This is a genomic window from Bradyrhizobium sp. WSM2254, assembly GCF_000472645.1.
Classification (GTDB): domain Bacteria; phylum Pseudomonadota; class Alphaproteobacteria; order Rhizobiales; family Xanthobacteraceae; genus Bradyrhizobium; species Bradyrhizobium niftali.
The window spans coordinates 103,472-127,991 of the sequence record NZ_AXAB01000026.1; the positions used below are offsets into that span (position 1 = coordinate 103,472).

Genomic DNA, 24,520 nt, shown 5'->3' on the forward strand with positions numbered 1-24,520 from the left:
CCGCCAGGACAATGGCTCCGGCATCGGCCCGTCTGCTTTCAACCCGGTAAGATGCGGTTCTCCCGGTCAACCAGCACAACGCGTGGCCTGAACGTCTTTGCTTCCACCTCATCAAGGGAGGCATAGGCAACGATGATGACCTTATCTCCAGGCATCGCAAGTCGCGCGGCCGCACCATTGAGGCCTATCATGCCGGACCCCTTGGGTGCCTCGATCACATAGGTGGCAAAGCGTGTGCCGGTGTCGATGTTAAAGATTTCGACGCGCTCGTTGATCAGGAGTCCCGCAGCGTCCAACAGCGCGCGATCGATCGAAATCGATCCTTCATGGTGCAGATCGGCTTCAGTGACCGAGGCGCGATGGATTTTGCCTTTCATCAACGTAATCTGCATGCGTCACCTACATTGGAATTTTGCTCAGCCGGGCTCGCCGAACCGTTTCACTCAAGACAGCCCCGACGTGATGCCGAGCCGGCGCAGCAAATTGGCGTCGCGGTCGACTTTCGGATTCTTCGTGGTCAACAGCACGTCGCCGAGGAAGATTGAATTCGCGCCAGCCAAAAAGCACAGCGCCTGCAGTTCGTCCGTCATATACTGCCGTCCGGCCGACAGACGTATCACGCTCTTCGGCATCATGATGCGGGCCGTTGCGACCAGACGCACCAGCGCGATCGGATCGGGACGCTCTGCCATTTCATCGACCGGCACGCCCTTGACCTGGTTCCACAGATTGATTGGCACGCTTTCCGGATGACGGAAGAAATTGGCGAGCAGGACGAGCATGGAAAGGCGGTCCTCGACGCCCTCGCCCATGCCGATAATGCCGCCGCAGCAGACCTTGATGCCAGCCTCGCGCACATGTGCAAGCGTGTCGATGCGGTCCTGCAAGGTGCGCGTGGTGATGATCTTGCCGTAGAAGTCCGGCGAGGTATCGACGTTGTGGTTGTAGAAGTCGAGCCCGGCCTCTGAGAGGCGCGTAGCCTGCTTCGGCGTCAGCATACCGAGCGTGACGCAGGTCTCCATGCCGAGACCCTTGACCGCACTCACCATGTCGCAGACCTGATCAAGATCGCAGTCTTTTGGACTGCGCCAGGCCGCCGCCATGCAGAAGCGAGTCGCTCCGGCATCCTTGGCGCGCTGCGCGCTGGCGACCACATCGGCGCGATCCATCAGGCGGGTGGCTTTCAGACCGGTGTCGTAGTGCGCGCTCTGCGAGCAGTAGCCGCAGTTTTCCGGACAGCCGCCGGTCTTGATGCTGAGCAGGCTTGCGGTTTCGACGTGGTTTGGATCGAAATTGGCGCGATGAAGGCTCTGCGCCTGAAACATCAAGTCGGCAAACGGCAGGTCATAGAGTGCTTCGGCCTCGGCCCGCATCCAGTCTCGACGAAGCTGCGCGCTGTTGCCTCCGTCGCTTCGCTTCACGTCCACAGCAGCAACCATAAGAGCCGCGCCCCCATTCACGATCAATCATAGATAAAGCGAGCGATTATCTATGATAACGAGCCTCGACCAATGCTAGAGGATGTTCTAAGTGAACGCATTCGTTTTTCTGGTAGATAATCTATGATGATGGACGAGAACACGACGGTTGCCGGCCGCATCGCTGACTCGATCAGCGAACGCATTATCTCCGGCGCGCTGCAGCCAGACGCTCCACTCCGGCAGGATCATGTCGCGCGGCAGTTCAATTCCAGTCACGTTCCCGTCCGCGAGGCCTTTCGGCAGCTGGAAGCCCAACACCTTGTCGTAGCTCGGCCCCGTCGCGGCGTACGGGTTGCTCCTCTCGACACCAAGGCGGTGAAGGAGATCGCCGAGATGCGCGCCGCGCTCGAAGTGGTCGCATTGCGCAATGCGGCTCCAAAGCTGACATCGGCTCATTTGGCACGGATCGAGCTCGCCCTTATTGAAGGAGATAATGCCGAGACAATTGAGGAGTTTGAAATGGCCAACCGCGCCTTTCATCACGCGCTGGTTTCGCCCTGCGCAATGCCGCGCCTGCTCGCTAGTCTCGATGGACTGCAACTTGCAAATTCGCGGTTGGTGTTCGCAATGGCGCGAAGTGCCGGCTGGCGACCGCGGTCCAACCAGGATCACCGGCTGATTCTGCAGGCCCTGCGAGCCCGCAACGTCGATCAAGCCTGCAACCTGCTCGCGCGCCACATTCAAACCATTGAGCGCCTTGCGCTTCCCGCCTCCTGACTGGAAGAGGCTTCCGGTCCGTTGACGAAGTTTTCTAGGTTGACGCCGATCGCCATCATCACCACGCGATGAAGACGCGATCGCGTCCGGCGTAAGCATCGCGCATGCGCCGTCGACGACCCCAAGAGGGAGAGACCCACAGGCGCCCCTCACCTCAGTTTGCCATCTTCGGGAGATGAATTTGCCGGCCGAGTGCCTGCTCGACGAGATCAAAGGTGTCGACGAGCACACGCATGCTGATGAGCCGACCGGCCTTGAACTGGGCGAACTGCGCCGCGCGCAGCGAGATCGACTTGTGGGATTCCCGCGCCGTTAGGGAACAGCGCAGCATGGAGGCTGCGGAATCCACGCCGAGCATGGTGGTCTCGCGGTCGAAACGGCGAATCTGGACATTGTCAGAGATCTCCCGGATGACGTCGAGCACGGCGCGCTTGCCATGCCGAGTGCCGAGAAATGGAAACATGTCGATCGGACCATAAAGCGTCCAATCGACGTCCTCGTCGAGGAGGGCCTCGATGTCCTCAAAATGCCGGTCATTGATCGCGCGATGCAACGTTCGCGAGAAGCGCCAGAAGCTATGCTCCGTCATTTTGGTGTTCCTGAAACCAGTTTGCAATAACGGAGCTGCTTCTTGGTATCTGTATCGACGCATCTAGCTCGGCGGACCTCATTGCGGTGGGCTGGGGCCACCTCCATAGCCCCGCCACGGGGGCGAACCAAACGTCCATGTTCCCTCGCGCACAGTGTTGGAAAGCGTTACGGCCATGAGCTCCCCCACCCGCAAGGCTGCAAGTGACATCGAATACCAGTAGGATGATCCGGCAAACGACGTCATGAGTTCAAGCGGCGAGGCGTGATACTTCGAGGCATCCGCTTCGGCACAGGACGTTTTCAGCCAGGGCATCAACAGGCTCCTGGCTTCGTTGCGAAGGTAGCAATCGTAACCACAGTACGGCCTCTGCGTCGACACGTCCCGCAGGTATCCGGTGCCGAGATCTTCCGCGCATGCGGTGCAGGCCGCCCTGTTAAGCGGGGCCCTGTGATTGACCAATACGAACTTCATAATGGAGATCTATGCCTTCCCCGCGGTCGGTGCGCAGTTCGCGAGATTATCGCGCGCTGTTCGACGTCAACGATTTCGGCGCCGCAGTAAACATGCGGCTCTCCGGACCGCAGTAGGAGACGCGTCCTCAGGGTCGGGCGCCGTCGCAGCCGCCGATGACCGCTCAGGCGGCCGGCAATCGCCGTAACCAATTGCTGTCCGCTTCGCAACGGGACTTGAAGTGCTCAACGCACCTCTTTGAACAGAGGGCGGTTCGCGAAGAGTAGTAACGAATGAGGCCAAACTTTCCGGCGCAAATGGCGCACCGTTTGACTATGTTGCGCTGAATTTTTTGATGGTCTTTGGACATGTCAGTCTCCAATTCCTGCATCTCCCATTGCTCGCTGGAGGGCTCAGGCTTGCGACGCGCGGCGGGGCCGGGCCGGGCCGGGCCGGGCCGGGCCGGGCGCGACGTAGCTCAATCCGCGTCGCGCTTGGCATCCATTTCCGCCTGCACTCGTTGCTTTGACCTTGACCTGCGCACCTTACGATCGGGCACCGTCGATAAGCGCAAAGTTTATCTCTTTGTTCTAGAAGAAAATCGCCAATCTCCTTCCCGCCTGCGCATACATCATGCGACGTTTCTCTATTTGGCGCAGAAGTTCATCGTATAAATCGACTATTGGTCCGGCATAGCGGCCGTACTGCAGAGGAACGATCGGCTGACATCCGACCAGCTGAGCCCGATCGGAGATCTGTCGCCCAAAGCTGTTTCCGCAACCTCTAGAGTGGCTGCGCGCGACGGGCCTATCGAGGACGACGTCTCGAGCGTGTCGCCCAGGCCGTGGCCGCCCCGATCGCGATGCCGTCTCGACAAAGCCGGAGCGCTCACGCGCCGCGACCATCAACCACCTCAAAAAGCCGATGTGGGTTGCACCTCAGGAGCGGCTCTGCCTCCCCCGAGTGCCGGGTTGTGCTGTTGACCAGCGCTCATGGACGAACGACGAATTCACGCGGCACCTTCGTCTCTTCATATCCCAACAAGAAGAGCTGCAAGACCGATGGCATGTGGCTGGGTTCGAGGGCGGTTTCACCCTGACACCGAGGCAACTATGACCGCCCGAGTGCCGACGGCTCACGTCGCGGGATCTGGAGCGCGCGGGCTAGGCCTGGACCACGGCCACGTTCCGCAAATGGCGCCCCGCTTGACCGCGGGCAGAAGCTCCAGCAGCAAGGCCGTTGCGGCGATTGCGACCCGCTGCGGAAATGTTGCAGCGGGCTCAATGCCAAGATAGTTATGCGCCTACTTCCGCTATCATCCCAGGCCCATTCATGATTCGTCACATCGTTTTGTTTACCGCCAAGGATAAGGCCCAGATCGACGAAATGATCGAAGGCCTGTCAGTTCTCACCACAATCCCACATGCACGCCTGCTCGAGGTTGGTCGCAATCGCAAGACCGACCAGTTCGGCAACGATATCGACGTTGTGGTCTACGGTGAGTTCGACAACGAGAGGGAACTCGCAGCCTACAGGGCTCATGAGCTATACCAGGAATCGATTAGCCGGGTGCGACCGCTCCGCGAGCTGCGGTTTGCGGCCGATTACACCGTATCAACGGATGCGCGCTCGGCCTCAACGGCAGCAAGAGGTCAAGTTGCTCGGCGCCTCGAGCCGACTGGCGGGGGCTAACCTGACAATCGGCCTCAATGGTCCTCGGGTCCCAGACGAGCGCTCGGTCGGCTCGGGATCACAATCTGAGCACATCTCACAGCAGGCAAGTCATCAGTGACTGACAGCCCAGTGCACGTCCGCGAGCTGCAGTGGATCGAGCCCGTGACGGCGATGCGATGTCTGGCGCATCGACCGCAGCTTACGTTTCTCGATAGCGCGGCCAGGCATGAATTGCTCGGCCGCTATTCATATCTGAGCTGCGACCCGTTCAGTACCTTTATGGTAGCGGACGGACAGGCGAGTTGGAACGGAGACCCTCTTAAGGGCGACCCGTGGGAAGCTCTTCGCGCCCTTCTCGCCAACTATTCGCAAGAGCATCGCTCCGATCTCCCCCCGTTCCAGGGAGGCGCGGCCGGCTTCCTAGCTTACGATCTAAACAGGACGTTAGAGCACTTGCCGACGCCCGCAATTCCCGGCCAGGGTTTGCCCCAATCGCTCCTGCATTTCTATGACGTAGTCGTGAGCTACGACCACCGGCACAACAAATGCCGGATCATTTCCACCGGTTGGCCGGAGCAGGATCCTGTACGTCGCGCAGAGCGTGCACGCCGTCGAGCCGACGAATTTGCAGCACTGCTTGCCAACCCAGAGACGCCGCGGGATGCATCCTCCTGCAGGGTGGGGGCCTGGCATTCGAACTTCAGCCGCGAGGACTATGTTGCGGCGGTCAAGCGCGTCGTCGACTTGATTCTGGCCGGAGACGTCTTCCAAGCCAACATTGCGCAACGCTTCAGCGCGAGGGTGCCAACTTCCTTCGACCCCCTCACCTTCTACAGCCAGCTACGATCATTGAACCCCGCACCCTTTGGGGCGTTCCTGCGCTATGGCAAGCTGACCGTCGCATCGAGCTCGCCGGAGCGTTTCCTGAAGCTTGGTGGAGGTCGGGTCGAAACACGCCCCATCAAAGGCACGATCGCGCGTTCCGCTGATTGGAAGGAAGACCAACGCCGAGGTGAAATCCTCGTTGCGTCTGAAAAGGACCGCGCCGAGAACGTCATGATCGTCGACCTCCTACGCAACGATCTGTCACGTGTCTGCACTGCGCGTTCGATCGAAGTTCCAGCGCTGTGCGACCTCGAATCCTATGCCTCGGTGCACCACCTCGTGTCGGTCGTTACGGGTGAACTTGCAGGAGACCAGGACGCAGTTACCTTACTTCGCGCTTGCTTTCCCGGCGGCTCTATTACCGGAGCGCCAAAGGTGCGCTCGATGGAAATCATAGCGGAAATCGAGCGTGTGGCACGCGAGCTCTATTGCGGGGCGATCGGCTTCATTGGTTTTAATGGGCACATGGACACGAACATTGCGATTCGCACTGTAACGATCGACGGCGATGTGGCTGTCTTTCATGCAGGCAGCGGGATCACGGCGATGTCGGACCCAGAGGCCGAATACGAGGAGACGCTCGCCAAGGCGAAGCGCATTTTCGATGCGTTTCGTGCTGAACGATCCGGTGCAGTTTGATTGTCATCATCGACAACTACGATTCCTTCGTCTTCAACATTGCCCGCTATTTCCGCAACCTTGGTGAGGCAACGGAGGTGGTCCGGAACGACGAGATCAGCGTCAGGGACCTTGTTGGCTTGAAGCCGCGCGCAGTGGTCATCTCACCGGGTCCCTGCACTCCACTTGAGGCCGGAATATCCACGGCCGTCGTTCGCGAGCTTTCAGGTCGCGTACCACTTCTCGGCATTTGCCTCGGACATCAGTGTATCGGAAGCGCTTTCGGCGGAGGCGTGGCGCGTGCACGTCGCCCTATGCACGGTCGGTCCTCGTATGTCACGCACGATGGTCGAGGGCTGTTCAAGGAGCTCCCATCCCCACTTCGCGTTGGACGCTACCATTCTCTTGTTGTTGAGCTCGATGAGGCTCGCGCCCCGCATCTTACGGTGACAGCGCGTTCGGACGAAGGCGAGGTCATGGCGCTCGCACATCGTTTCCAACCAACATTTGGCGTGCAGTTTCATCCGGAATCGATGCTCACGGAGCAAGGGCACGTGCTGCTTATGAACTTCTTACGCCTGACGGAGGCTTCCTGGGCCAAGATCGAGCCAACTGCCGGATCGCTGTGACTGGCTCGGCAGCGGTTCGATCTCGTCGCAAGCAATGTCGCTCGCGCGCGAACGGGTCCACCGCTTCTGGCCGATGCCGACGCCCGGCGCCCCCATCAGCGGTGATGGTCGTGCGAAATCGCAGCCTGAGGGCAAGTCACGCTGTCTTGCGCGGAGTTGCGCTGGCTCTCCTCCAAAAAAAGGGCCACTCCGGAGGAAGGAGTGGCCCAAGTAAGGGAGGAAAACGCCCCCTAAGGAGCCTCTGGGGATCAGGCCGCGGCCTGTTCGATCGGTGAGAAGGGCAGGCCGAGACTCTCGGCCACGGCCTTATAAGTTAGCCGGCCCCGATAGACATTGAGGCCTGCGCGCAGATGCGGATTCTCGAGCACGGCTGCAAATCCCCTGTTGGCGAGAGCCAAACCAAAGGGCAGCGTGGCGTTGTTCAATGCCTGGCTTGAGGTGAGCGGGACAGCTCCGGGCATATTGGCGACGCAGTAATGAATGACGCCGTCCACCTCGTAGGTTGGATCCGCATGCGTCGTCGGACGCGAGGTCTCGAAGCATCCGCCCTGATCGATAGCTACGTCCACGATGACGGAGCCCTTGCGCATCGAGCTCAACATGCCGCGACTGACCAGCTTCGGCGCGCTGGCGCCGGGAACGAGCACCGCCCCGATGACAACGTCCGCTGCAAAGACTTCCTCCTCAACGGCGTCTATGGTCGAGAACCTGGTGCGAACGCGTCCCTCGAATAGTTCGTCCAGTTCGCGAAGCCGGGGAATCGAACGATCGAGGATCGTGACCTCGGCACCCAATCCCGCCGCCATCCGAGCGGCATGTGCACCAACAACCCCGCCTCCGATCACAACGATACGGGCCGGCTGCACACCGGGCACGCCGCCGATCAACAGCCCCCGCCCGCCTGCGTACCGCCTCAGCGCCGCGCCCGCGGCTTCGATCGCAAGCCTGCCCGCAACTTCGCTCATCGGCGCAAGCAGCGGAAGCCCGCCAGCCGGACCAGTCACGGTCTCGTAGGCTATGGCGGTACATCCGGACTTTATGAGGCCCTTAGCCTGCTCGGGGTCCGGCGCCAGATGCAGATATGTGAAGAGGATCTGGTTCTCTCGCAGCTGGGTCCATTCCGAAGGCTGGGGCTCCTTGACCTTTACGATCATCTCGCTCGATGCGAATACATCGTGAGCGGACCCCAGGATCGTCGCGCCAGCCTTGCGGTACTGGTCGTCTGTTGCGCCGATGCCAGCACCGGCCGTGGTCTCGATCAGCACGCTGTGGCCCGCGGCCACATATTCGCGGACTGCCCCAGGAGTCAGGCCCACGCGGTATTCGTGCGTCTTGATCTCCTTGGGAACACCGACCTTCATTTGGAATCTCCTCTTGGACCGCCCCCTTCTAGTGGGAATCGCGGTGCAAACTTGCGAAAGTGGAGCCAAGTCGCGCTGAAATTCCGCGATTCTTTGTGCAATCACGCAGGATTTCAAAGAAGCGAACGAGACCCACATCGCAATCGTCGATGAGCAGCCGTAAGTGGCGGATTACCGGACCGAATTCTCGTGTCGAGGGAAACCGTTTGCCACTGCGATCGCGCGGCTATGGGATGCCGCATCCAAACAATCACAAGATATGAAGCACGACTTGACGTGAACCGACTTGATCTCATCATTAGAGGCAAGCGCTCAGATTTCACCGCAATCGCGCATTATCCTGGTTGCATCCAGGCGTTGTCCGTGTGGCATGAAGTGATGGCGTAAGAGCCCGATATCTGAGTGTACCGATTGAGGCGAAAGTCAAACGTGTGATTTTTCGAGTGCCTGCAGCGAGAAGGACAATGCGTTACGTTTTCCAAGCTTTCATCGATCAACTCATCGAAAGTACTGACGTCGACGACCTTAGGCTGGGGATGGCCGAAACTGCTGCCGCGCTCGATCTGTGTTGTTTCGCCTACCTCGCTTTACCTTCCAGACCAGACGCGCAGCCGCTTCTGATTTCGACCTATCCATCAAGTTGGACTTCGCATTACGTCCAGCAGCAGTATCATCGGTTCGACCCCGTGATTATCCAATCCCTTCGCCGGGACAAGGCCTTTGAGTGGGGCCTTGGTCTCGGACCAGAAGTACATTCGGAGCCTGCCCGCCAGCTCTTCGAGGAGGCCGCCCGATTTGGCATTCGCTGCGGCTTCACCGTTCCGATTCACGAGAGCGGCGTCGCTGTTGCCACGGTCACATTTGCCGCCAACGAACGAGCTGCGTCCTTCGGACGTTCCCTACGGCGGCATGCTCGTATACTTCCTTTTATGGCAACGGTTTTCCATGCACATGCACAACGTAAGCTGCGTGCCTGCGATCAGATTGATGGCGTCTCGCTTTCTCGGCGGGAGATCGAATGCCTAAATTGGGCCGCCCAGGGAAAATCTTCCTGGGAGATTGGCCGCATCATGGGCATTTCTCACCATACGGTCGCATTTCACCTGGACAACGCCAGGACCAAGCTGGGCGTTCGATCGACGATCCAGGCCGTCGCGCGTTTTGTTGCCGCTGGCCGAAAGACCTAGATGCGGGCGGCCGGCGCGCCGCGGCCATCTACACCGTCATCGCTTCCGCCAAGCTCAACGACATCGATCCCCAGGCCCGGCTCGCAGACATACTGGCCCGTCTGCCGGGTCATCCCGCCAAGCGCATCCAGCACTTCGACCTTGGAATTGGCGCCCTCAAAGCGTCGCCATGCGGCTTGAGTCCATCAGCTTGCCGACCAAGATGAGCTAACGAGGGTAAACGATGTTCCGGCATCACCCCCGAGCTGCAAACCGCGATTAATTCCCGGCGATTTGATCTTGGGCGGCAGCCAGACGTTCGGCTTCTTTTAATGCTGCAGCTTTTGTCCTGAATGGTCCGATGTCGTTCTCTTCAGTGTCAGGCAACCAGGCAGGAAGGAACCACCAGCCTCCTGGTCGTCCGTAGCTGGCCGTGCTTCGGACTGATCCGATGCCCTCAGCGATGAACCAGCCGGGATCGACCCCATCCTGTCGCCATGAGATTTCTGACATGGTGTGTGTCATCCTCGATAGAATGTCCCCTCAAACTCTAGGTCTCGTTCCCGAGCCATATAGGCCGACAGGAAAAACTCGTCGATAGTGCTCTGAGGATGTTCGGCGGCGACACCACGGGCGAAGACCGACTAAATATGCTCGCGCGGCACCCTCCTGCTATTCCGGGGTCGCCGGATGCGTGCGTCGGATTTCGGTATCACACCCTCCTTAACTGAGGAGGCTGCACATCCCCAGCAATTCCCCTTCAATGCCCGCCCTGCGGCTTTGGAGGCACAATCAATGATGCAGATCATCACACAGGAGTTCTATGGAGCCTTTGCTGAAGACCTTTGTGAGATGCACCGACTTAGATACAGGGTTTTCAAGGAACGGCTCGCATGGGACGTTCAGACCAGCGGGGACATGGAAATCGATGAATTCGATGCACTTGGTCCCGTCTACCTGATTCAGCGATCGAGCAACTATAGCGTTCAGGGCTGCGTACGACTGCTTCCATCTACCGGACCGACGATGTTGCGCGATACCTTCCCTGTGCTGCTCGATGGACAGCCCTTTAAGGCGACTCCTTCGGTCTGGGAAAGTAGCCGTTTTGCGCTGAATGTTGACGCTGGAGCGCGCGGAACGATGCGCGGGCTGACCAGCGCGACCTACGAGCTCTTCGCTGGCATGATCGAATTCGGCCTTTCGAGGCGGCTAACAGAAATTATTACGGTGACCGACGCCCGGATGGAGCGCATCTTGCGACGCGCTGGGTGGCCCTTGCGACGGGCGGGCCAGGCAAGGACATTGGGAAACACCCAAGCAGTCGCTGGTTATCTCGAGATTTCCGCGGCCGCACTGTCCCGGGTCCGCGACACCGGAACACTTCGCTCACCTGTGCTCTGGGAACCGGCGCTGAAAGCTGCGTAGAGATCTCGCATGTTCAACCCCTCAACCTCCCCAAAATTGCCGGCCGCGATCTCAAGAGACATGTCTCGCCCTGTGCAATCAACCAATATCAGTCTGCATCATTTGCGATCGGCGGTCGCTGCGGCGGACTGCGGAAGTTTTCGACAGGCGGCCGAATGCCTGGCCGTGCAGCATTCGGTGCTCAGTCGCTCGATCAGTCAGTTTGAGCACCTGGTCGGAGTGGCTCTCTTTGATCGTTCGACCGGCGGAGTTGCGCCAACGCCCGCCGGGCGAACGATCCTGCAAATGTCGCGAATGATCCTTGAGCAGCTCGACACACTGGTCGCAACGGGCCGCTCGAGCGGCCGCGGCGAGGCGGGCCACCTTTCCGTGGGTTTCTGCACCTCAATATCTGCAGGCAATCTACGAGCCACCCTCGCGGAGTTCAGGAAGCGAACTCCCATGGTCGAACTCACCACAGCCGAACAGCCGCGCACACGCCTGATGGATTCTGTTCGCATTGGCACCATCGATGTCGCCGTCGTTCCTGGAGGACATACGCTATCCGGTCAGAAGAGGCTGCCGGTTTGGAGCGAACGCATTCTCATTGTGCTTCCAAAGGATCATCCTCTACTCATCCGCGACGCTATCCACTGGACCGATCTTCACAACGAGACAGTTCTGCTAAGCCAACGTGATCCGGGAAGCGATTTGAAAGAGCTGTTGGTTTCAAAGCTGGTTGCCAATGAGAGGCGGCCAAAAATCGAGCGGCATGATGTCAGCCGAGGCATCATCAAGAGCCTCGTCAGCTTGGAGCTTGGAATAAGTCTGGTCCTTGAAGCTGACGTGGGAGCCAACTTCACCGGCGTGGTCTATCGGGAAATCCAGGACGGTTCTGGACCAAGCCGTATGGGCTTTAACGCGTACTGGCGTAAGGACAATGAGAACCCGGCGCTTACGCGCTTCCTGGATCTCTTGGCCGAACGCTATCCCTCACCGCCTTCAACGGCAGAGGGATGACTCGAACGCCTAAGTTTTCTGAAACCGCGATCGGTGGCCATAAACCGTGCCAGCATCGGCGCAATCAGCTTGGCGGGATCTACAGATTGGCTCGATTCACGCGAAAGGGTCTCGGCATAGGCGACAAGATCGCGATGCACGGACGCCGGCAGATCAAGACTGATCTTGACGGGTTTTTCATCTGGTATCGCTCCGATTTTGAGTTTTGACATGTGCAATCACCCTTTATATGGCTCTAGAACGAGGTCGCGATTGATGTTGACGCGGATCGGAAACCCTGGCCGGACAGTGAGTGTGGGCTGGATGTTGAGACTGCGCCGAACCACTTGCTGTCCAGTTTGGTTGAGCGAATCCGATGCGCCATGTCGCAACGCCTGAATGATCGCACTATCGTTGCTGTTTGTATCGGAGCCAGCTCCCAGTTCTGTGCCGACGGCCAGGAAGGTCGAGAGTGCGGCTGCCTTGAAGAGTTCACCCCAGTGGCTGTCGACCTCGTCTTCAAGCCCTGCATACCCCGATGGATCCGCACCGGGTTGCCGCTCGAGGACGATGGAGCGCCCGTTGGGCATGATCAGCCGCGTCCAGACCAGCAACACGCGTGACTGGCCGAAGCTGATCTGGCTGTCATAGACACCTATGAGACGCGCGCCCTGCGGGATCAGCAAAAAGCGGCCCGTCGGCGTGTCGTACACGTGCGCGGTGACCTGTGCCGTGATCTGTCCCGGCAGATCGGAGCGGACCCCCGTGATCAGCGCTCCGGGAATGACCGTTCCTGCCTGCACCACATAAGGTGAAGCAGCTTTCGTGATTCGATCCGGACTCGTGGTACGCCTGTCCACGGCAGCATTCACGAACGCAAGCTTCCGGTCCTGCGCATTCTGCGCAGCTCCCTCGTCGTTGTTGCCCCCCGGCGCAGCCATGTTCGCGCGATCAACTGCTTGCCCGACGCCTATCGGATTTGAGGCCTCTCGGGTATTCGTGGAGGCAAACAGACGGCTGATGCGCGCCGCCTCTGCCTCCTGGCTCTCGCGTTGCCGCTCCTGATCGGCCGAACCAGCGGCGGCACCAGCCGGCTGCCCCTGAGCAGCGAGGATCGGGCGGCCGAGATCACCGGGAAGCGGCGGGCCCAACTGCGGCACCTGGCGTGGCACCTTCGCGTAGTCCTGCGGAAGGGCAGTGATACTCTCCGCAACGTTGTGATGATCCGTGCTGTAGAGCTCTTCTGGCCTGGGACCGCGTGCCTGATTTTTCTGCAGCGCCCAGAAGGTCGCACCAGCAACAAGGAATACTGCTAGCGAGCTGCCGGTCAACAGGACCTTGCGCGAAAGGCGGGTCACGCGTGGGTATTCTGGCCGGAGCCGAAACAGCTCTGTCTGCTCCTGAGGCGGCTGTTGCGTGCCGGCCGGTTGTTCTTCATCCTGACGGTCGGTCATGTCGAGCTCCCGTCGGTCCGGACAATTCTGACCTTCTGCTGGTGCTCTCCGCCCAGGCGGAGTTCGGCGGCTGCGAACAGCCGATCGACAATCAGCAGATTGCCATAGGCCCGATAGTTGACGATCTCGGTCTTGCCGTCAGGACCGAGGGCAAACAGGGGCGGCATTTCGCCCTGTACGATGCCTTGCGGGAATTCGATGTAGACCTTGCGACCATCATCATAAGCCGCAATGGGACGCCAGGGAGCGTTGTCACCTTCGATTCGGTAGCGGAACCGGCGCTGCGTGATGTCCGGCAAAGCGGGTGTCAAAGGTGCCGATTGTCTCTTCCCCTGCCGATCTTGCGGGTAGTACCACGCAACCAACGGCATGTAGGGCTTTTCGCGCGAGCGAAGCTCAATCAGATAGGTGCGCCGATCCGTGTTGATGACGAGGTTCGTCTCGATCGACGCGCGCGTCGGCTTCACCAGGACATGGACGCGGCGGGTGTCCCCGTTTCCGTTCTCGGTATCCCCGACGACCCAACGCACCGTGTCACCGGCCGCGATCGGGCCGGACCCGACCAGCTGTTCGCCCTCCTCGAGCGCGATGTCCGTGATTTGACCCGGCGCTGCGTAGACCTGGTACAGGGCACCGGGACTGAAGCTGTAGATCTGCGCGGCATTGAAATACCCGCGTTTGCGCGGCTGGACGCGAGCGGCGCTATTGGCCGCTTCGACCCTGTCGACCGGCTCGGCTTGCTCCTTGGCCCCCGATTTGCCGCCGAGCGCCGGCTTCCAGGCGGGCGGGACGTGAAGTGGACGGCTCCGATCATCGACATCGGCCGGTAGCGGCGGCAGTGGCGGCACGTCGGAGTCGTAGGTGATTTGGGGCGGAATATAGGTCGAGCAGGCGCCAAGCATGCACGCGAGGACCGCGAGCACTGAAACGGCTGCCCTGCCCCATAACCCTGGAGAGACGCCAGTCGGGACTTGAGAGGACTGCGGCTTCATTGCCCGAGCTCCTTCGACCAGCTGATTGCATTGACGTAGACGCCGAGAGGATTCTTGCGCAACCGATCGGCATCGCGAGGGGCCTGAATGACGATCGTCAGAATGGCGGTCCAGCGCTCCGTTGAACCAAGTGATCCGTTCTCGTAGCCGCGCTCAACCCAGGCGACGCGGAAGCTTTCCGTTGAGGCGCGGATCACGCTCGAGACCTCGACCGAGACTTGCGTCTTTCCGAGCCTTGCGAAGGGATCATTGCTCCTGGCGTATTCGTTCAGGGCGGCGGCCCCGCGGTCGGTGGTGAAGTCGTACGCCCTGAGCCAGTTCTGGCGCAGGACAATGCCGTCTGCCGGCAGACCGCGGACGTCCTCGATAAAGCGAGCCAAGTGATAGGCAATCTGAGCATCGCTGGGTTCGAAATCGGAGGTCGCGGGAGCTATTCTTTGCGCCTGGCCGAGACGATCGACCTCGACGACCCACGGCGTGATTGTTCCTTGCGTTGATTGCCAGACCAGGCCTCCTGCGAGGCCACACGAGAGCGTCAGACAGCTGAATGCCATCAGCCGCCAATTTCTGGCTTGCACACGTGCCGAGCCGATGCGCTCGTCCCACGCTTGCGCCGCCTTCTGATAGGGCGTCACGGGCGCGGGCGTTCGCCCGTAGTGAACCGAAGACCTCTTGAACATCAGTCATTTCCCCAAGAAACCAAATTGAGACTTACATTTCGCTCGATGGCGGCCAGGCGGCGAGTGCGGAGGGTTGCAATCACGTCGCTTGCTCGACGCGCACGACGCGTCTGAACACGCAAAGGCAGCGCGAGACACGGCAGGCCCTGCATTGCCGTCTGCGAACGCTTGAGCTCAAACCCCGGAGGTCAGGCAGCAGATGCACGAGAGGCAGCGTAAGGAAGGCGTCCGGCCGATCTTGCATGGCCGACATCTCGAACACTTGTTGGCTCTCGTGCAGTGGCGCTCTCACTGACGCGGACGGGTCATGCGTGGCCTGCCAGAGAAGCGCGGGCGTAAGGCTCAACGAGAGTGCTTGAGAAGCCAGCACCAGAGCTTGCCAAGCCGGACCATGCCAAGCGCGCCGACTAGGGCGCGCGCTTGAACTTGGCTGGTCAGTCCGGGCATATTCGCACGGCTTCTCAGCAAACGGGCACTTTGACATCTAGCGCCCTCCGTCAGACAGATCGATCGAGCTGCCACTTCCACCATGGTCTCCCGACCGAACGGCATGTGTTGCCGCCGAAACTCCATGGCTGATTGTCTGCGCGCGCTTCATGCGCTGCGCCCAATCCGGCGGACCTTCGCCCGAACTGGCAGAGGTGGTGCTGGTGGACCGGCTGCCGCTATGGATCGCCGCGGAGGCTCTGCGGAGCGGACTGACAGAAGCTGAAGCAGCAGCCTCGGCAACACCACCTATGCCGCCGCTCCGGTAGGCGGCCGCCGCGCCGCTTGCGATCGCGCTGCCGCCCCGCGCCGCACCTGCGATCGCTCCGCCGGCGAGGCCGACACCGCCGGCAGCCAGACTGGCTCCTGCTGCAGCCATCCCGCCGGCCGCAAGTCCCGTACCGACCGCGCTGCCCGCTCCGAGTTGCGGACCACCAGATACCAGTCCGTTCGCAATTCCGGGTCCAAAGATTCCAAGACCCAGAAGCGACAATGCGGCCAAGACCAGAGTCATGGCATCTTCGATCGTCGGCTGGCCGCCATTGAAGCCGGCGGTGAACTGGGAAAACAAGGTCGAGCCGATACCGACGATCACGGCCAGCACCAGCACCTTGATGCCGGACGACACGACATTGCCAAGGACGCGTTCGGCCGCAAACGCCGTCTTGCCGAACAGCCCGAACGGAAGCAGCATGAACCCTGCCAGCGTCGTCAGCTTGAACTCGATCAGTGTGACGAAGAGCTGGATCGCCAGAATGAAGAAGGCGAGCAGGACGACGGCCCAGGCGAACAGCAGGACCACGATCTGGACAAAGTTCTCAAAAAAGCTGATGTAGCCCATCAGGTTTGAGATCGAATCCAGGATCGGCCGGCCGGCATCGAGCCCGACTTGTGCAATTTTTCCAGGGTGAACGAAATCGCTTGCCGAAAGGCCCGTACCTGAGGCCTTCAATCCGAGACCGGCGAAGCTTTCGAAGACGATACGGGCGAGATTATTCCAATTGCCGATCAGGTAGGCGAAGACACCGACGAACAGGGTTTTCTTGACGAGCCGCGCGACGATGTCCTCATCCGTGCCCCAGCTCCAGAACAGGGCGGCCAGGGTGATATCGATCGCAGCCAGCGTTGTCGCAAGATAGCCGACCTCGCCGTCAAGAAGCCCAAAGCCATTGTCGATGTAGCGGGTGAAGGTCTCGAGGAACTGATCGATAATTCCCGTGCCGTTCATTGGTCACCTCCCTCGGGTGACGCGACGGAGGGATAGCCTTGAGGTATTCGGCTCTGATCTTTCGGCGCTGACACGAATGGCGAACTGCCTGGATCGTTGACAGCGGAACCGGTCGCGCTCACCCCTTGGCCGAAGAACCGGCGCCGGTTCTCGGCCCAGATCCTTTGGCAATCCTGATACGCCGGAGAATGCTCTGACGTCACAGTACGGCAGCGGGTGAGATCGGATTCCATTGGGCTGCTGGCTGTTGCGCTCGATGGCCTCGGACCCGTGACTCTGTCCGGCCCGCGTAGCTGGATCGTGCATGCGACGATGAGCGCCGTTCCGCCAATCGCCGTGATGGCGAGCGACAATGCTTGGAACGCCTTCTGATTGCTCATCAATGAAACATCTGCACGTTGGAGGATTGATAGCCCTGACCACCCGTCAGAAAGCGGCGAAGCTGCTCGCGACCTTGGTCCTGAGCAGCGGCGCGTCGGGCTGATTCGAGCGATTGAGCCCTGCCCTGCGCCGACACGGCCGCCGTCAAGTCGGCAAGCTGCTGCGCCTGGAGTGCGAGGATCTGGTTCCCGGCTTGCGTCGCCTGCAGGGCGCCGCTTGCACCCTGGCTTGAGCTTACCAGTGCCGAGGTCTGAATGCGGTTTGTGTCGAGATTTCCGACAACGCCGGCTTGCACACGAAGTGCGTCCTGAAATCCCGCGACTGAGTCCTGCCAGCGCGATTGCGCACCTGCGATCAAGGCTGAATCGGATTGGCTGCTGGTTGCCGGTCCGTAGCTGGTGGCGAAGGCCCGATCGATCTGCTGCACGTCATAGCCGATGCGCTGGGCCTGGCTGAGAAGCTGCTGGGTGCGTTGAATGGAGCTCTGAAGCTGCTGCAACGAGGAATATGGCAAGCTTGCCAGGTTCTTCGCCTGGTTGATCAACATTTGCGCCTCGTTCTGCAACGAGGTGATCTGATTGTTGATCTGCTGCAGCTCTCGTGCTGCGGTCATGACATTCTGGACGTAGTTGTTGGGATCAAAGACGATCCATTGCGCCCCACTGGGCGCGGTTGCCAGAAGCGAGACAGCAACGATGCTGATCGCCAGGCCGAGACGACGACGGCTCATTGCGACTTCTCCAGATTGCCAAGATTGGGAATGAGGTCCACGGCCCAACCGGCTCCGCGGTGCTGGAGCCAAGCAGGCACAAAGGCTTCGCGGCCGTGCTCTGTGACCAATCGGTCGATTGCGGCCTGGTCTGTCTTGGAGGATGCAGCCGCAAAGGCGAGCGCGACTTCACCGAGCCCGAGCTCGAACATGCGGTTGCCGCGGCGGGATTGGCAGTAGTAGTCCCTTTTCGGCGTCGCGCGGCTCAAGAGCTCGATCTGGCGATCGTTGAGCCCAAAACGGCGATAGATCGCGGTGATCTGAGGCTCGATCGCCCGCTCGTTCGGAAGAAGCAATCGCGTCGGGCAACTCTCGATGATGGCAGGAGCGATGTCAGATCCATCGATGTCCGACAGAGACTGTGTGGCGAACACCACAGACGCATTCTTCTTGCGCAGCGTCTTCAACCATTCGCGGAGCTGGCCGGCAAAATCCGCGTCATCAAGCGCAAGCCAGCCTTCGTCGACGATCATGAGCGTCGGCCTGCCATCGAGGCGGTCGCCAATGCGGTGGAACAGATAGGCCAGCACCGCGGGCGCCGCGTCCGTTCCAATCAGTCCTTCGGTCTCGAACGCCTGGACCGCCCCCTCGCCAATTCGCTCGAATTCTGCATCGAGCAGCCGCCCATAAGGCCCACCGAGGCAATAGGGTTGCAACGCGCGTTTCAGGGTCGTCGACTGGAGCAGAACGGACAGCCCTGTCAGGGTCCGCTCCGGGAGGCGCGCTGAAGCGAGGGAGGTCAGCGCGGACCATAGATGATCCTTTGCCTCCGGCGTGATCTCGATCTTCTCGCGGGCAAGGATCGAGGCAACCCAGTCCGTGGCCCAGGCCCGTTCCGCCGTGTCGTCGATCCAGGCCAATGGCTGCAACGCGACCGGCTCGGACGCGTCTTGCGACAGCGCGCCGCCGAGATCGTGCCAATCGCCGCCCATCGCGAGGGCTGCCGCCCGGATTGAGCCGCCAAAATCAAAGGCGAAGACCTGAGACTGGGGATAGCGGCGGAACTGGAGCGCCATCAGCGCCAGCAGGACCGACTTGCCGGCACCGGTCGGGCCAACCACAAGCGTGTGTCCGACGTCGCCGACGTGAAGCGCGAAACGGAAGGGGGTTGACCCTTCCGTCTTGCCAAAGAACAGGGGCGGAGCGTTGAAATGATGATCACGCGCCTCTCCGGACCATACGGCCGACAGCGGAATCATGTGAGCAAGGTTGAGGGTCGAGAGGGGCGGCTGCCGGACGTTGGCATATACCTGTCCAGGCAGGCTGCCGAGCCACGCTTCGATGGCGTTCACCGTCTCGATCATGCAGGTGAAGTCGCGCCCCTGAATGACCTTCTCGACCAGCCGCAATCTCTCGTCGGCCGAGCGCGCATCTCGGCCCCAAACGGTTACGCTCGCCGTCACGAACGCCTCGCCGATCTGGTCCGATCCGAGCTCCTGAAGCGCCGCGTCCGCATCCATCGCCTTGTTGTGAGCGTCGGTATCGAGAAGCGAGGAGGCCTCGTTGGTCATCACCTCCTTCAGGATCGCGGCGATTGACTTCCGCTTGGCGAACCACTGGCGCCGGATTTTCGTCAGGAGCTTTGTCGCATCCGTTTTGTCGAGCATGATCGCCCGGGTCGACCAGCGGTACGGGAAAGCGAGACGATTGAGGTCATCGAGAATTCCGGGCGTGGTCGCTGTCGGAAACCCGACGATGGTGAGAACGCGCAGGTGCGCCGCGCCCAACATCGGCTCCAGACCACCGGTCAAGGGCTGGTCAGCGAGCAGCGCATCGAGATACATGGGGATCTCGGGCACACGAACCCGATGCCGTTTAATCGAGATTGTCGAATGCAGGTAAGTCAGCGTCTCCTCGTCGTCGAGCCAGGCGCATTCGGGCATGAAGCCCTCGACAAGCTGCAGCACGCGGTCGGTTCGGTCGACAAAGCCGCTGAGCACCTCGCGCGCATCGGCACTTGGCGTGCGACTGCTGCCTTCATAAAGAAGCCGCTCCGCCCTGGCCGCATCCTCCACCGGCGGCAGGTAAACGAAAGTCAGGTAATAGCTCGAGTCGTAATGGGCGCCCTCTTCCTCGAACTGCGCCCGGCGCTCGGCATCAACCAGCGCGGATGCGACGTCCGGAAATGTGTTCGGCGGATACGCTCCAGCGGAATGGCGCTGCGCCTCTACAAAGACGGCCCAGCCGGATCCGAGGCGGCGCAGAGCGTTGTTGAGACGACCGGCCACCGCCACGAGCTCGGCCGGAACGGCACTGTCGAGGTCCGGTCCGCGGAATCTGGCCGTTCGCTGAAATGAGCCGTCCTTGTTCAGGACGATGCCCGCGTCGACCAGGGCCGCCCACGGCAAGAAATCGGCAAGCCGCGTGCTCGATCGGCGGTATTCCGTAAGATTCATCATGGAAAAGAGCTCTAGATGTTGAGATGGGCTGGGACGCGCAGGTGACGGCGCACCACTTCGACGAATGCGGGGTCTCGCTTGGCAGCCCATACAGCCGCCGCGTGCCCAATGACCCAGAGCAGGAGACCGGCGATCCACAAGCGCAATCCCAGCCCAAGGGCTGCGGCGAGCGTGCCGTTAACGATGGCGACCGACCGGGGTGCTCCGCCCATCAGGATCGGCTCAGTCAGAGCCCGGTGCACCGGCGCGATAAATCCTGCGACGGGCTCGTCCATCACACCACCACGCCGCCGCCGAACGAAAAGAACGACAAGAAGAAGCTCGAGGCTGCAAACGCAATCGAAAGCCCGAACACGATCTGGATCAGCCTGCGAAAGCCGCCCGAGGAATCGCCAAAGGCAAGCGTCAGGCCCGTGACAACGATGATGATGACGGCGATGATTTTGGCGACCGGTCCTTCGACCGACTGCAATATCTGATTGAGCGGCTGCTCCCAGGGCATGTTGGAGCCTGCAGCCCAGGCGGGCGGACTCATGAACAGGACCGCACCCAGCGCGGCGATGGAAACGCTCGAAGGCGGGACTCGGTTTCGATTGCTCATGTTTCGATTGCTCATGTGAAGTCTCCTGCTGGTGAAAGGCTGTAATCCCCGGCCGCTCCGAGGCCGTTGACGCGCGCGAGTTCGGCAAGCCGGCGCTCGGCACCACGCCCGGACAGGACCGCAACGACGTTGATGGTTTCGGCGATCAGGGCGCGCGGCACGGTCATCACGGCTTCCTGGATGAGCTGCTCCAGCCGGCGTAAAGCGCCGAGCGCAGTGCCCGCGTGGATGGTGCCGATACCGCCGGGATGACCGGTTCCCCAGGCCTTGAGCAGATCGAGCGCTTCAGCGCCCCGCACCTCGCCAATGGGGATGCGGTCTGGACGCAGTCGAAGCGAGGAGCGCACGAGATCCGAGAGCGAGACCACGCCATCCTTGGTGCGCAACGCGACCAGATTCGGTGCTTTGCATTGCAGCTCGCGGGTGTCCTCGATCAGCACGACCCGGTCACTGGTCTTCGCGACCTCGGCAAGCAATGCGTTTGTGAGCGTGGTCTTGCCCGTTGATGTGCCGCCAGCGACCAGGATGTTTTTGCGCGAGGCGACGGCCTGGCGCAGTGCCGTGGCGTGATCGGCCGTCATGATGCCCGCCTTGGCATAGTCGTCGAGCGTGAAGACCGCGACGGCGGGCTTGCGAATGGCGAACGCTGGTGCCGCGACGACAGGAGGCAACAGGCCTTCAAACCGCTCTCCGGTCTCGGGTAATTCAGCAGAAATACGGGGCGCGGCGGCGTGGACCTCGGCCCCCACGTGATGCGCTACCAGGCGAATGATGCGCTCGCCATCGGCGGCGGAGAGTTGTTCACCTGTGTCAGTCAGTCCGCTGGAGAGTCGGTCGATCCACAATCGGCCGTCAGGGTTCAGCATGACCTCGACGATCGCATCGTCTTCGAGGTAGCGCGCGATGGCGAGCCCCAGCGCGCTGCGGAGCATCCGCGCGCCACGCGAGATCGCCTCCGACTGAAGAGAATGGATTGCCACTGCCTGCCCCCACCGATCGAGGGCTAAAACAGCGCCCTCGGATGGGGATGATTAGAAAAACCACCAACGACCTTCCTGCAACCAGGCGATCATCTCCGTAGTAGTCTGGCGTAGAAAGAGAAAGGCCGGAGCAGCCAGCAACGCGGGCGCAATCTCAGTTGGTGGAATCCTCGGGCGCTCCATGAACGATATCGTCCGGAATCTCCCGCAAGAAGCTTTGGCCCTTTTGCAGGCGGCGGCCCAATGTCTCGACGAAGCCTTCAAAGCGCTCACGTCCCTTGATCTGAGCGGCAGCCTGGGCTTCGTTCGGCAAGGGAGGCGTGATCGTGAGCCAAAACCGAACAAACAGGGCCAAGGTCTCGGCTGTCAGCCCGACATCCCGCTCAAGTCGCTGCACTTGCCGGGACAACCGGTCGAGACGGCGGGCGAACGCCGCCTCTCTGCGATCCACTCCATCGGGTGACAGAAACGAGACGACGGCCGCCTCGACGATGGCTGATCGCGACAGGTTTTTGCGATCGGCAAGGTCGGAGATCTGCTTCAGAAGCTCCGGCGGGAAATACACGTTCATGCGGTTGCGCATGGGACCTCAGAGATCAATGCCATCGTTCGGGTCAAGCGCCGCCTGGCGGGCCACGCCCCGCATCTGCTGGCGGAGAAGCCGGGCTTGACGCACGGCCTCATCGTCGTCGTCCAGGACGGCAAACTCTTCTGTCGGCGTCGCATCGGTTGTCTCTTTGACGATGGCGACGTGGTCGGGAAGCTCGGGTTCCCGGCGCAGACCGCTGTTGGCGGCATCGGTTTCGGACTCTTCGGTCTGGACGGTTGCGCCATTTCGCGCGGGGAGCTTGAGGCTGGACCAGCTATCTTCCCGGGAAGACCGCCCCAGCCTGGCCGGCTCTGGCGGTGAGAGAATGCGCTCGGTAAAGCGCCTATCTTCGTAGTAGCGCACCTTCCTGGCTCGGATCGGCGCCGTCCCGGCCACCATTACGATTTCGTCGGTGGGAGGAAGCTGCATCACCTCGCCGGGCGTGAGCAAGGCGCGTGCGGTCTCCTGCCGCGAGACCATCAGATGGCCAAGCCACGGGTTCAGCCGATGGCCGGCATAGTTCTTCATGGCTCGCATCTCGGTCGCAGTCCCAAGCGCGTCCGAAACCCGTCTCGCGGTCCGCTCGTCGTTTGTTGCGAAGCTCACGCGGACATGGCAATTGTCCAAAATCGCATTGTTGGGGCCGTAGGCCTTCTCGATCTGGTTCAACGACTGCGCGATCAGGAAGGCCTTGATCCCGTATCCGGCCATGAACGCGAGCGCCGACTCGAAAAAATCGAGACGTCCCAGGGCCGGGAACTCGTCCAGCATCATCAGAACGCGGTGGCGCCGGTTCTTGGCTTGCAGATCTTCGGTGATGCGACGGCCAATTTGATTGAGCACGAGACGTATGAGCGGCTTCGTCCGGGAGATGTCGGACGGAGGCACGACAAGATAGAGCGTCGTCGGACGAACATCGGCAATCAGGTCCGCGATCCGCCAGTCACATCGGCTTGTCACCTGCGCCACCACCGGATCCCGATAGAGCCCAAGGAACGACATCGCGGTCGAGAGCACGCCAGAGCGTTCGTTCTCGGACTTGTTCAGCAGTTCTCGCGCGGTTGAGGCGACAACCGGATGTGGACCCTGCTCACCAAGGTGCGAGCTTGTCATCATTGCCTTCAGCGTGACCTCGATCGGGCGCCTCGGGTCCGACAAAAAGGCCGCGACCCCGGCGAGCGACTTGTCAGGTTCTGTGTAGAGGACGTGCAGGATGGCTCCGACAAGCAGCGAATGGCTGGTCTTCTCCCAGTGGTTCCGCTTGTCGAGCGACCCTTCCGGATCGACCAGCACGTCCGCAACATTCTGGACGTCCCGAACCTCCCATTCGCCGCGGCGTACTTCGAGAAGTGGGTTGTAGGCAGACGATTTTGGGTTGGTCGGATCGAACAGCAACACCCGGCCATGTCGGGACCGAAACCCGGCCGTGAGCTGCCAGTTCTCGCCCTTGATGTCGTGCACGATTGCCGAGTCGGGCCACGTGAGGAGGGAAGGAACAACAAGGCCAACGCCCTTGCCGGACCGGGTCGGCGCAAAGCAGAGCACATGCTCCGGTCCGTTGTGGCGCAGGTAATCCTCCGCCAGCCTGCCAAGCACGACCCCGTCCCCACCCAAAAGTCCGGCCGCCTGCACCTCCCCCGGATCGGCCCACCGCGCCGAGCCGTAGGTCTGGACATTCTTGGCCTCGCGCGCCCGCCACACCGACATGCCGATCGCGACCGCGATCGAAACAAAGGTCCCCGAGGCCGCGATGAATGCACCCTCGACAAAGACCTGAGGGGCATAGGCGTCGTAGACGAACCACCACCAGAAGAAGACGGGCGGGTAATAGATCTTGAAACCCCACAACTCGAACCACGGCTGCCCAAGCTCCGGCTGATAGGCGAGGCGCCAGGCCGTCCACTCGGTCGCCCCCCAAATGGCGAGCAAGACGATCAGGCCGACGACAATCACCTGTCCCCAGAGGATTTTGGTTCCGGACATTC

The 24,520-nt window shown here is 61.0% G+C and carries 25 protein-coding genes and 1 pseudogene; 8 read left to right on the top strand and 18 right to left on the bottom strand.

From position 1 onward, the window contains the following. Window positions 1-38 precede the first annotated feature (38 nt). Window positions 39-392 carry an aspartate 1-decarboxylase gene (gene panD / locus A3M7_RS0119925; protein ID WP_027545481.1) on the bottom strand — a complete coding sequence of 118 codons (354 nt, stop codon included), beginning with the start codon at window positions 390-392 and terminating at the stop codon, window positions 39-41. Between the two features lie 51 nt (window positions 393-443). Further along, window positions 444-1,439 carry a biotin synthase BioB gene (bioB, locus tag A3M7_RS0119930; protein ID WP_027545482.1) on the bottom strand — a complete coding sequence of 332 codons (996 nt, stop codon included), beginning with the start codon at window positions 1,437-1,439 and terminating at the stop codon, window positions 444-446. A gap of 126 nt (window positions 1,440-1,565) precedes the next feature. Between bioB and A3M7_RS0119935 the strand changes: the two genes are divergently transcribed. Next, window positions 1,566-2,198, top strand: coding sequence for a GntR family transcriptional regulator (locus A3M7_RS0119935; protein WP_371090206.1), 633 nt, complete (start codon window positions 1,566-1,568; stop codon window positions 2,196-2,198). A gap of 154 nt (window positions 2,199-2,352) precedes the next feature. Here the strand turns inward: A3M7_RS0119935 and A3M7_RS0119940 are convergent, their stop codons facing one another. Next, window positions 2,353-2,787, bottom strand: coding sequence for a nuclear transport factor 2 family protein (locus A3M7_RS0119940; protein ID WP_027545484.1), 435 nt, complete (start codon window positions 2,785-2,787; stop codon window positions 2,353-2,355). A 1,785-nt stretch (window positions 2,788-4,572) separates the two neighbouring features. Here A3M7_RS0119940 and A3M7_RS44665 point away from each other — a divergent pair. The 3 genes from A3M7_RS44665 to A3M7_RS44670 all read left to right on the top strand — a co-directional run bounded on the left by A3M7_RS44665 (window position 4,573) and on the right by A3M7_RS44670 (window position 7,046). After that, window positions 4,573-4,932 (top strand): Dabb family protein, encoded by a 360-nt coding sequence (locus tag A3M7_RS44665; protein ID WP_049823586.1) that lies wholly within the window; start codon window positions 4,573-4,575, stop codon window positions 4,930-4,932. Window positions 4,933-5,028: 96 nt separating this feature from the next. Further along, window positions 5,029-6,438: an aminodeoxychorismate synthase component I gene (pabB, locus tag A3M7_RS0119950; protein ID WP_084302314.1), complete on the top strand. Its 1,410-nt coding sequence runs from the start codon at window positions 5,029-5,031 to the stop codon at window positions 6,436-6,438. Beyond that, window positions 6,435-7,046, top strand: a complete 612-nt coding sequence (locus A3M7_RS44670) for an aminodeoxychorismate/anthranilate synthase component II (protein WP_049823576.1) — start codon at window positions 6,435-6,437, stop codon at window positions 7,044-7,046. The genes pabB and A3M7_RS44670 overlap by 4 nt, the downstream gene beginning before the upstream one ends. 248 nt (window positions 7,047-7,294) lie before the next feature. On the opposite strand, the gene ald is transcribed toward A3M7_RS44670, so the two are convergent. Continuing rightward, on the bottom strand, window positions 7,295-8,407 hold the full coding sequence (gene ald, locus A3M7_RS0119965) for an alanine dehydrogenase (RefSeq protein WP_027545487.1): 1,113 nt from the start codon (window positions 8,405-8,407) through the stop codon (window positions 7,295-7,297). 464 nt (window positions 8,408-8,871) lie between these two features. Between ald and A3M7_RS0119970 the strand changes: the two genes are divergently transcribed. Together A3M7_RS0119970 and A3M7_RS46845 are read left to right on the top strand one after the other, a co-directional pair. Continuing rightward, on the top strand, window positions 8,872-9,594 hold the full coding sequence (locus A3M7_RS0119970; RefSeq protein ID WP_049823577.1) for a LuxR family transcriptional regulator: 723 nt from the start codon (window positions 8,872-8,874) through the stop codon (window positions 9,592-9,594). Further along, window positions 9,594-9,805: pseudogene (locus A3M7_RS46845) on the top strand (transposase domain-containing protein); the annotation flags it as partial. The gene A3M7_RS0119970 and the pseudogene A3M7_RS46845, both read left to right, overlap by 1 nt. Before the next feature lie 47 nt (window positions 9,806-9,852). On the opposite strand, the gene A3M7_RS46850 reads toward A3M7_RS46845, so the two are convergent. Continuing rightward, window positions 9,853-10,086, bottom strand: a complete 234-nt coding sequence (locus A3M7_RS46850) for a hypothetical protein (RefSeq protein WP_084302324.1) — start codon at window positions 10,084-10,086, stop codon at window positions 9,853-9,855. A gap of 282 nt (window positions 10,087-10,368) precedes the next feature. Here A3M7_RS46850 and A3M7_RS0119980 point away from each other — a divergent pair, with 282 nt between their 5' ends. Both A3M7_RS0119980 and A3M7_RS0119985 read left to right on the top strand, forming a co-directional pair. Next, window positions 10,369-10,998, top strand: coding sequence for an acyl-homoserine-lactone synthase (locus tag A3M7_RS0119980; RefSeq protein WP_027545489.1), 630 nt, complete (start codon window positions 10,369-10,371; stop codon window positions 10,996-10,998). Between the two features lie 9 nt (window positions 10,999-11,007). Continuing rightward, a complete protein-coding gene (locus tag A3M7_RS0119985; protein WP_371090202.1) occupies window positions 11,008-11,997 on the top strand; it encodes a LysR family transcriptional regulator in 990 nt (329 codons plus the stop codon). Here the strand turns inward: A3M7_RS0119985 and A3M7_RS46855 are convergent. The 13 genes from A3M7_RS46855 to A3M7_RS0120050 all read right to left on the bottom strand — a co-directional run bounded on the left by A3M7_RS46855 (window position 11,964) and on the right by A3M7_RS0120050 (window position 24,518). Then, on the bottom strand, window positions 11,964-12,209 hold the full coding sequence (locus A3M7_RS46855) for a DUF2274 domain-containing protein (RefSeq protein WP_084302325.1): 246 nt from the start codon (window positions 12,207-12,209) through the stop codon (window positions 11,964-11,966). The genes A3M7_RS0119985 and A3M7_RS46855 overlap by 34 nt on opposite strands. A 6-nt stretch (window positions 12,210-12,215) precedes the next feature. Then, window positions 12,216-13,430 carry a TrbI/VirB10 family protein gene (locus A3M7_RS48715; RefSeq protein WP_027545492.1) on the bottom strand — a complete coding sequence of 405 codons (1,215 nt, stop codon included), beginning with the start codon at window positions 13,428-13,430 and terminating at the stop codon, window positions 12,216-12,218. Next, complete coding sequence (gene trbG, locus A3M7_RS0120000) at window positions 13,427-14,332, bottom strand: P-type conjugative transfer protein TrbG (protein ID WP_245284294.1); 906 nt, start codon at window positions 14,330-14,332, stop codon at window positions 13,427-13,429. Before trbG ends, A3M7_RS48715 begins: the two co-directional genes overlap by 4 nt. A gap of 86 nt (window positions 14,333-14,418) precedes the next feature. Further along, window positions 14,419-15,102, bottom strand: a complete 684-nt coding sequence (gene trbF / locus A3M7_RS0120005; protein ID WP_027545494.1) for a conjugal transfer protein TrbF — start codon at window positions 15,100-15,102, stop codon at window positions 14,419-14,421. 484 nt (window positions 15,103-15,586) lie between these two features. Continuing rightward, entirely contained in the window at window positions 15,587-16,816 is a 1,230-nt protein-coding gene (gene trbL / locus A3M7_RS0120010) for a P-type conjugative transfer protein TrbL (protein WP_027545495.1), read from the bottom strand. Next, entirely contained in the window at window positions 16,813-17,196 is a 384-nt protein-coding gene (gene trbK-alt, locus A3M7_RS46865) for a putative entry exclusion protein TrbK-alt (protein WP_084302315.1), read from the bottom strand. The genes trbL and trbK-alt overlap by 4 nt, the downstream gene beginning before the upstream one ends. Continuing rightward, window positions 17,196-17,927 carry a P-type conjugative transfer protein TrbJ gene (trbJ, locus tag A3M7_RS0120020; RefSeq protein WP_027545496.1) on the bottom strand — a complete coding sequence of 244 codons (732 nt, stop codon included), beginning with the start codon at window positions 17,925-17,927 and terminating at the stop codon, window positions 17,196-17,198. Before trbJ ends, trbK-alt begins: the two co-directional genes overlap by 1 nt. Continuing rightward, window positions 17,924-20,365 (bottom strand): conjugal transfer protein TrbE, encoded by a 2,442-nt coding sequence (gene trbE / locus A3M7_RS0120025; protein ID WP_027545497.1) that lies wholly within the window; start codon window positions 20,363-20,365, stop codon window positions 17,924-17,926. Before trbE ends, trbJ begins: the two co-directional genes overlap by 4 nt. 11 nt (window positions 20,366-20,376) lie before the next feature. Next, window positions 20,377-20,640: a VirB3 family type IV secretion system protein gene (locus tag A3M7_RS0120030; RefSeq protein WP_027545498.1), complete on the bottom strand. Its 264-nt coding sequence runs from the start codon at window positions 20,638-20,640 to the stop codon at window positions 20,377-20,379. Then, window positions 20,640-20,981, bottom strand: coding sequence for a TrbC/VirB2 family protein (locus A3M7_RS0120035; protein WP_245284289.1), 342 nt, complete (start codon window positions 20,979-20,981; stop codon window positions 20,640-20,642). The genes A3M7_RS0120030 and A3M7_RS0120035 overlap by 1 nt, the downstream gene beginning before the upstream one ends. Then, a complete protein-coding gene (gene trbB, locus A3M7_RS0120040) occupies window positions 20,978-21,898 on the bottom strand; it encodes a P-type conjugative transfer ATPase TrbB (protein WP_027545500.1) in 921 nt (306 codons plus the stop codon). Before trbB ends, A3M7_RS0120035 begins: the two co-directional genes overlap by 4 nt. 202 nt (window positions 21,899-22,100) lie before the next feature. Further along, window positions 22,101-22,529 carry a CopG family transcriptional regulator gene (locus A3M7_RS0120045; protein ID WP_027545501.1) on the bottom strand — a complete coding sequence of 143 codons (429 nt, stop codon included), beginning with the start codon at window positions 22,527-22,529 and terminating at the stop codon, window positions 22,101-22,103. Between the two features lie 6 nt (window positions 22,530-22,535). Further along, window positions 22,536-24,518 (bottom strand): conjugal transfer protein TraG, encoded by a 1,983-nt coding sequence (locus A3M7_RS0120050; protein ID WP_027545502.1) that lies wholly within the window; start codon window positions 24,516-24,518, stop codon window positions 22,536-22,538. Window positions 24,519-24,520 lie beyond the last annotated feature (2 nt).

Bases quoted from the DNA above. Each gene is read 5' to 3' on its own strand.
- A3M7_RS44665 (WP_049823586.1), top strand. From the start codon at position 4,573: ATGATTCGTCACATCGTTTTGTTTACCGCCAAGGATAAGGCCCAGATC.
- ald (WP_027545487.1), bottom strand. From the start codon at position 8,407: ATGAAGGTCGGTGTTCCCAAGGAGATCAAGACGCACGAATACCGCGTG.
- bioB (WP_027545482.1), bottom strand. From the start codon at position 1,439: ATGGTTGCTGCTGTGGACGTGAAGCGAAGCGACGGAGGCAACAGCGCG.
- A3M7_RS0120045 (WP_027545501.1), bottom strand. From the start codon at position 22,529: ATGCGCAACCGCATGAACGTGTATTTCCCGCCGGAGCTTCTGAAGCAG.
- A3M7_RS0119970 (WP_049823577.1), top strand. From the start codon at position 8,872: ATGCGTTACGTTTTCCAAGCTTTCATCGATCAACTCATCGAAAGTACT.
- trbF (WP_027545494.1), bottom strand. From the start codon at position 15,102: ATGTTCAAGAGGTCTTCGGTTCACTACGGGCGAACGCCCGCGCCCGTG.
- A3M7_RS0119935 (WP_371090206.1), top strand. From the start codon at position 1,566: ATGATGGACGAGAACACGACGGTTGCCGGCCGCATCGCTGACTCGATC.
- A3M7_RS0119940 (WP_027545484.1), bottom strand. From the start codon at position 2,787: ATGACGGAGCATAGCTTCTGGCGCTTCTCGCGAACGTTGCATCGCGCG.
- A3M7_RS0119985 (WP_371090202.1), top strand. From the start codon at position 11,008: ATGTTCAACCCCTCAACCTCCCCAAAATTGCCGGCCGCGATCTCAAGA.
- A3M7_RS0120050 (WP_027545502.1), bottom strand. From the start codon at position 24,518: ATGTCCGGAACCAAAATCCTCTGGGGACAGGTGATTGTCGTCGGCCTG.
- trbB (WP_027545500.1), bottom strand. From the start codon at position 21,898: ATGCTCCGCAGCGCGCTGGGGCTCGCCATCGCGCGCTACCTCGAAGAC.
- A3M7_RS46855 (WP_084302325.1), bottom strand. From the start codon at position 12,209: ATGTCAAAACTCAAAATCGGAGCGATACCAGATGAAAAACCCGTCAAG.
- A3M7_RS48715 (WP_027545492.1), bottom strand. From the start codon at position 13,430: ATGACCGACCGTCAGGATGAAGAACAACCGGCCGGCACGCAACAGCCG.
- trbJ (WP_027545496.1), bottom strand. From the start codon at position 17,927: ATGAGCCGTCGTCGTCTCGGCCTGGCGATCAGCATCGTTGCTGTCTCG.
- trbG (WP_245284294.1), bottom strand. From the start codon at position 14,332: ATGCTTGGCGCCTGCTCGACCTATATTCCGCCCCAAATCACCTACGAC.
- trbL (WP_027545495.1), bottom strand. From the start codon at position 16,816: ATGAACGGCACGGGAATTATCGATCAGTTCCTCGAGACCTTCACCCGC.
- A3M7_RS0119980 (WP_027545489.1), top strand. From the start codon at position 10,369: ATGATGCAGATCATCACACAGGAGTTCTATGGAGCCTTTGCTGAAGAC.
- panD (WP_027545481.1), bottom strand. From the start codon at position 392: ATGCAGATTACGTTGATGAAAGGCAAAATCCATCGCGCCTCGGTCACT.
- trbE (WP_027545497.1), bottom strand. From the start codon at position 20,365: ATGATGAATCTTACGGAATACCGCCGATCGAGCACGCGGCTTGCCGAT.
- A3M7_RS46850 (WP_084302324.1), bottom strand. From the start codon at position 10,086: ATGTCAGAAATCTCATGGCGACAGGATGGGGTCGATCCCGGCTGGTTC.
- A3M7_RS0120030 (WP_027545498.1), bottom strand. From the start codon at position 20,640: ATGGACGAGCCCGTCGCAGGATTTATCGCGCCGGTGCACCGGGCTCTG.
- trbK-alt (WP_084302315.1), bottom strand. From the start codon at position 17,196: ATGAGCAATCAGAAGGCGTTCCAAGCATTGTCGCTCGCCATCACGGCG.
- A3M7_RS0120035 (WP_245284289.1), bottom strand. From the start codon at position 20,981: ATGAGCAATCGAAACATGAGCAATCGAAACCGAGTCCCGCCTTCGAGC.